The organism is Pseudomonas sp. PS01297 (genome assembly GCF_029959305.1).
In the GTDB taxonomy this organism is placed as follows: domain Bacteria; phylum Pseudomonadota; class Gammaproteobacteria; order Pseudomonadales; family Pseudomonadaceae; genus Aquipseudomonas; species Aquipseudomonas helleri.
On the sequence record NZ_JASCPQ010000170.1, the window covers coordinates 1 to 5,471 of the forward strand.

The window sequence follows — 5,471 nt, forward strand, 5'->3', positions numbered from 1 at the left end:
TTAGGGCCGATGCAGTCGGTTTGCCTTACCCGCCGGGAGGGCCGCGTGTTTCTCGTAGAGAAACGTCTAAGCGCGCCTTTGATAAATCAAAGGATACCGCAGGCCGTGCAATCTCCGCCACATCTGCTCTAGACTCGGGATTCTGGACACCAAAATGGAGAAGCAAATGCGGGAATGGCTAGAGGATCGTGTCGCCTACATCCGTGGGCTGAAATCGCCAAATGACCATCAGCGGCTCTTGTTGCTGCTGAATGACAAAAAGGACGCAACTGACGATGACCGCCGCAAGCTGGTCGCCCTAATTCGCGCAGAAAAAGCGGCAGAGAAGGCACAACGGGCTAAGGCGTCGGTGGCCAAAATTGTGAACGCTGAAAAGCTGGCCGAGCGTAAGAACCGCGATCACCAACTGTACCAATCCGCTGGCCTGCTCATTCTCGCCGGGTTGGTGGACACCAAAACGGGCAAACCGACCCTAGACCGTGGCGAATTGCTGGGCGCGCTCCTGGGACTGGCGAAGGTGCCCGCCGACGATGCCCGCCGATCCGACTGGAAGCGCGCCGGGGATGCCCTGATTGCCGAACGAGTGAAGGAACCTCAACGATGAGCCAAGCCGACGAGTTTGTGATTGATGGTTCAGAGCCCACCAAACCGGGGCGAGGCGTTCGTCGTGTGAATTACACGCCACTGGCTGTGCTTGCTGGGGTGACGGTGGCAACGGTGGCGGCCTTGCTGGGCTATCGCGCTGGAAAGAAACGCGGGAAAGGGGGCTGACCCTGCCCCTTTGGTGCCAAACCGCTCTGTAGCCCTCTCAGGCGCTGCTGTCGTCATTGGTTGGCCCCAAGGGGTGAATCCGCCTCGATACCCTGATTACTCGCTTCCTGCGGCCTCACAGACGCTGAACCGTTCAGGGATTGGCGTTGATCCCCCAGGCACCTCCCCCGCCCCTTCAGGGGCATAACTGCGGCCCCAGCGGGGCCACGTAGTGCGTTTTGCGTTTTTGCGTGTGCTTTGCCCTTCGGCGAAGTTCAGGGACAGATTCCGGGTTAAAGGGGGAGGGATTCCGGGTCGCTTTACCCTTCGAAACAAACCTGTTTTTTTGCCCCTCCGCGCCTTTTAAATCTTGTTTTTCTTGTTTTTCCTTGTTTTCGCCGTTTTAACTTATTGATTTATAAGCGTTTTTAGCGAAGTTCAGGTACAGATTCCGGGTTAAAGAGGTACAGATTCCGGGTTAAAGAGGTACAGATTCCGGGTTAATGGGGTACAGATTCCGGGTATTATCCACATGATGGGTACAGGTACGCTTGCTTGTACCTGTACCTAATGAGAGAGTATCAGGTACAGATTCCGGGTAGAGGAAAGGGACGATGGAGCTAGTTGATAATCAGGTCACTCAGTCGAACAGACTGATTGAGTCATCACACACGCTGACGCTCAATGAGAAGCGCCTAATCTTGGCTGCGGCATCGATGATCGATCCACGTAAGCCGCTTCCCAAAGATGGATATTTCACCATCCGGGCCGACTCGTTTGCCGAGGTCTTTGGCCTCGATGTAAACAACGCTTACGAAGCTCTGAACGATGCCGCAAACCGGTTGTTTGAACGCGATATACGCCGCTATGCGAAGGGAAAAATAGTTGAGCGGATGCGCTGGGTTTTCCATGTGAAATACAAGGAGGGGCAGGGCTGCGTCGAGCTGGGTTTCTCTCCGACCGTATTGCCCCATCTGACCATGCTGAACAAGGAGTTCACCACCTACCAGCTTAAGCAGATCGGCAGCTTGTCCAGCTTCTACGCCATTCGGCTTTACGAACTGATGAGCCAGTTCCATAAGCTGGGTCAGCGGGAATGCAGCCTCGATCAGCTACGCCAGATGTTCGACCTGGGCGACAAATATCAGGACGTGAAAAACATGCGAGTACGGGTTCTAGACCCAGCCCTGAAAGAACTGAACGCAGGCACTGACCTGTCTGTAACGGCCGAGCCTCGCAGGCAGGGCCGCAAGGTCATCGGCTTCACTTTCACAATCAAGAAAGACGACCAGATGGCACTCTCGCTGTAAAGCCCAGTTTAAAGCCCTTGGCCTTTGCCTTTGCCAAGGCCCGGCTTGCCTTTCTGCAGGGCCTGACGCTCCCGCTTTTGGGCCAAAAGCTCCTGCTTCTTGGCCTCTTTCTCGCGCTGAACCTCATCACGGGCTTGCGGTAGTCGCGCCGCCCACTCTGGACGCTCCTTCTGGAGTGTCCTTTCGGCGTCTCGCATAGAAAAACCGCCGCCCGGTGTCAGGTAGCACCGCACACGCTCAAGCCGCTTACGCAGGTCGTTCTCCCGCTCCACTTTCCACGCCTTGATGCGTTTGGCGGTAGCGCGCCATTCAGACATGAGCTTCTCGTAGCTGCTGCGCTTGAACGCGGCCAACAGCCCAGTTGGCTCCACTGGACGCTTCTTCGCATGGTTGGCTTCGGCGTTCCGTCGCTTGGTGCTGATGGCCTGTACCTGCTGATCGACGCGGGACTCTAGACGCTCTGCCCGCTGGCGGTAGCCCCTATACAATTCGGCCTTGCGACCATCCCACGCCTTGACCAAATCAGCCGCGGGCATGGCTGCAACCTGACGCGCTGGTTTGGCCCGCTGCTCGCGTTCAGCCGACAGACTGACAATCTCCGCGCCTGCGTCGGGGATTTCTCGAGCGAGGTTGGCGGCAGTCTGCTGCTGCTCGATCCGCGCCGTCCGAAAGTCGATCACCTCGGCCCGCTGCTGCTCGTCGCGCCATTGGCTCGGCAACTGCTTAACCTCGGGGGCGAGCCCTGTGCCGCGCTCGGCATGGCTGCGCATGTCGATGCGCGCATCGATGCCGCCGCGCACCAGGTGTTCGTTGCACATGCTTTCCCAACGACCGCGCAACTCTTTCAACTCGGTGCGCCGGGTCGCCGGGGCTTTCCCCGTATTGGCCTTTTTGGCGCCGCCGCGCTCGGGGTTCTTGCTGTTGTACCGTTTGAAAAACTGCTCCGGGTCGCGCTCGATCCCATCAAGCTCTCGCTCGCAAAACATGACGTGGGCGTGTGGCTGCTCGCCACCGTCTGCGGCGGTCGGTGTGTGGATCGCAAACTGGAAGGCGTGACGGTCGCCAATTTCCTGCCCCACAAAATCGCGGACCAGCTCAAGCCGTTGCGCCGGATTCATCTCACGGGGCAAAGCGATTTCAAACTCGCGGTAGGTGGTTCCGTTCTTGCGCTCGTAGGCGTCGGCGGCTTCCCAAAGGTGCAACGGGTTGGTCGCGGCCCACTTCGGCATATTGCCGAATTCGGACGCCTCCAACTTTTCCCCCTGCTCAAGCCGTTTTTCGTATTGGCCGAGGCGAGCGATATAGGCGGCATGCGGGGAAGCTTTCCCCGCCTTGCCAACCTTCACGCTCAATCGTCCAATCGCCATGTTTTTGCCTTTTCGTTTTTAGGGCCGATGCAGTCGGTTTGCCTTACCCGCCGGGAGGGCCGCGTGTTTCTCGTAGAGAAACGTCTAAGCGCGCCTTTGATAAATCAAAGGATACCGCAGGCCGTGCAATCTCCGCCACATCTGCCATAAACTCGGATTCTGGACACCAAAATGGAGAAGCAAATGCAGGACAAATGGCTAGCGGATCGGGTCGCCTACATCCGGGGGCTGAAATCGCCAAATGACCATCAGCGGCTCTTGCTGCTGCTGAATGACAAAAAAGGCGCAACTAACGATGACCTTCGCAAGCTGGTTGCCCTGGTGAAAGCAGAAAAAGCGGCAGAGAAGGCGCAACGGGCTAAGGCGTCAGTGGCCAAAACCGCAAACGCTGAAAAGCTGACCGAACGTAAGCGCCGCAACCACGACCTCTACCAATCCGGGGGCCTGCTCATTCTCGCCGGGCTGGTGGACACCAAGACCGGAAAACCGACCCTCGACCGTGGCGAATTGCTGGGCGCGCTCCTAGGACTGGCGAAGATTCCCGCCGACGATCCGCGCCGAGGCGATTGGAAGCGCGCCGGGGATGCTCTGCTGGCTGACAAGTGACTCGCACCCCCCTTCTGGTGCTAAACCGCTCTGACGGCCTTTCAGGCACCGCTGGTGCCATAGGTTGGCACCAAGGGGGAATCCGCCTCGATCCACTGATTACTCGCTTCCAGCGCCCTCTCAGGCGGCGATAGGGAACTGACAAACGAGGATTTCCCTGACACCTCCCCCGCCCCTTCAGGGGCATAAATGCGGCCCCAACGGGGCCCCGTAGTCCTTTTGCCATTTTGTCCTTTTGTACTTTTCAGGGAGAGGTTCCGGGGGCGTTTTGCTGGCTGCTTTTGCGTTCTTTCTTGTTCTTTCTTGTTTATAGGGTGCTGCGAAGGCTCTAGGACGTGGCTCTCAGGCATTTAACTCTGCCTTTTTCCGGGTTAACTCTGCCTTTTTCCGGGTTAACTCTGCCTTTTTCCGGTCGCTATCCACAGATCTGCCACGGAAAAAACTTGGCAGAATTAATATATTCTGCCAAGTTAATTACTTGGCAGAATAACCCGGAGATTGGCAGATTTGGCTAAGAATGCAGTTGTGTCGGCAAAGATGGCTATGGCTCGTGCGGAGCGCTTCGACCCAAGCGCGGAGCGTCTTCCAGGTGAGCGGTGGATTTCTATGACTAATGCCCTGACTCGGGCGGGCCACGGCTTGACCCTAGCCGAGAAACGCATCATCGGTTGTGCGGTGTCGAAGCTCGACAGCTACAAGGCCATCCGGCCGGGAGACGTGCCTATCACCCGTATTACCGCCGCCGAGTACGTCGAAGCGTTCGGCGTGGATTTGACCACGGCCTACGAGCAGCTTCAGGACGCCGCAAAACAGCTCTACAACCGATCCATCACCTTCTACGAGGCATCCAGCAAACGCAGCGGTAAGCCACTTCCGCCGACTCGCGTGCAAATGCGCTGGGTGGGCCAAGTGAAGTACCAAGCAGGCGAGGGCTGGGTAGAGCTGCATTGGTGGCCCGCGTTAATGCCGCACCTAACAGGGTTGCGCAAAAACTTCACGAGCTACCAACTCCAACAGGCCAGCGCCCTGCGTTCGGTCTACTCGTGGCGGTTACTGGAGCTACTAACTCGCTTCGAGGGCACCGGCTGGCTGGAGATCAGCATCGAGGACTTCGCCCAGTCGATGGACGCCACTGAGAAACAGCAGGCCGACTTCGCGGCGATCCGTCGCAAGATCATCGAGCCAGCGGTGAAGGAGCTGATGGCAAAGGACGGCTGGATGATCCAATGGCGCCCAGTGAAGAAGGGTAGAAAGGTTGGTGGACTGCGTTTTGACTTCAAGCGTGAAGATCAGATCCCGCTGGAACTGGCCTAAAGCCCTTGGCCTTTGCCTTTGCCAAGGCCCGGCTTGCCTTTCTGCAGGGCCTGACGCTCCCGCTTTTGGGCCAAAAGCTCCTGCTTCTTGGCCTCTTTCTCGCGCTGAACCTCATCACGGGCTT

General features: G+C 57.7%; 6 protein-coding genes. 5 read left to right on the forward strand and 1 reads right to left on the reverse strand.

The genetic code is table 11. The features are described from left to right. The first annotated feature begins 154 nt into the window (after positions 1-154). The 3 genes from traD (at position 155) to QMX84_RS25685 (ending at position 2,060) form a co-directional block, all read left to right on the forward strand. Positions 155-604: a conjugal transfer protein TraD gene (gene traD / locus QMX84_RS25675; RefSeq protein ID WP_228385024.1), complete on the forward strand. Its 450-nt coding sequence runs from the start codon at positions 155-157 to the stop codon at positions 602-604. Further along, positions 601-771 (forward strand): hypothetical protein, encoded by a 171-nt coding sequence (locus QMX84_RS25680; protein WP_153427759.1) that lies wholly within the window; start codon positions 601-603, stop codon positions 769-771. Before traD ends, QMX84_RS25680 begins: the two co-directional genes overlap by 4 nt. A gap of 593 nt (positions 772-1,364) precedes the next feature. Then, positions 1,365-2,060 (forward strand): replication initiation protein, encoded by a 696-nt coding sequence (locus tag QMX84_RS25685; protein WP_094995345.1) that lies wholly within the window; start codon positions 1,365-1,367, stop codon positions 2,058-2,060. 8 nt (positions 2,061-2,068) lie between these two features. On the opposite strand, the gene QMX84_RS25690 is transcribed toward QMX84_RS25685, so the two are convergent. Then, positions 2,069-3,427 carry a MobA/MobL family protein gene (locus QMX84_RS25690; protein ID WP_094995344.1) on the reverse strand — a complete coding sequence of 453 codons (1,359 nt, stop codon included), beginning with the start codon at positions 3,425-3,427 and terminating at the stop codon, positions 2,069-2,071. Between the two features lie 171 nt (positions 3,428-3,598). Between QMX84_RS25690 and QMX84_RS25695 the strand changes: the two genes are divergently transcribed. Both QMX84_RS25695 and QMX84_RS25700 read left to right on the forward strand, forming a co-directional pair. Then, the gene (locus tag QMX84_RS25695; protein WP_282365092.1) at positions 3,599-4,033 is read left to right on the forward strand and encodes a conjugal transfer protein TraD; all 435 of its coding nucleotides are present in this window, start codon (positions 3,599-3,601) and stop codon (positions 4,031-4,033) included. Positions 4,034-4,639: 606 nt separating this feature from the next. After that, complete coding sequence (locus QMX84_RS25700) at positions 4,640-5,347, forward strand: replication initiation protein (protein ID WP_282365093.1); 708 nt, start codon at positions 4,640-4,642, stop codon at positions 5,345-5,347. The last annotated feature ends 124 nt before the right edge of the window (positions 5,348-5,471 follow it).

Coding starts and splice junctions, on each gene's coding strand:
- QMX84_RS25690 (WP_094995344.1), bottom strand. CDS start 3,427: ATGGCGATTGGACGATTGAGCGTGAAGGTTGGCAAGGCGGGGAAAGCT.
- QMX84_RS25695 (WP_282365092.1), top strand. CDS start 3,599: ATGGAGAAGCAAATGCAGGACAAATGGCTAGCGGATCGGGTCGCCTAC.
- traD (WP_228385024.1), top strand. CDS start 155: ATGGAGAAGCAAATGCGGGAATGGCTAGAGGATCGTGTCGCCTACATC.
- QMX84_RS25700 (WP_282365093.1), top strand. CDS start 4,640: ATGACTAATGCCCTGACTCGGGCGGGCCACGGCTTGACCCTAGCCGAG.
- QMX84_RS25680 (WP_153427759.1), top strand. CDS start 601: ATGAGCCAAGCCGACGAGTTTGTGATTGATGGTTCAGAGCCCACCAAA.
- QMX84_RS25685 (WP_094995345.1), top strand. CDS start 1,365: ATGGAGCTAGTTGATAATCAGGTCACTCAGTCGAACAGACTGATTGAG.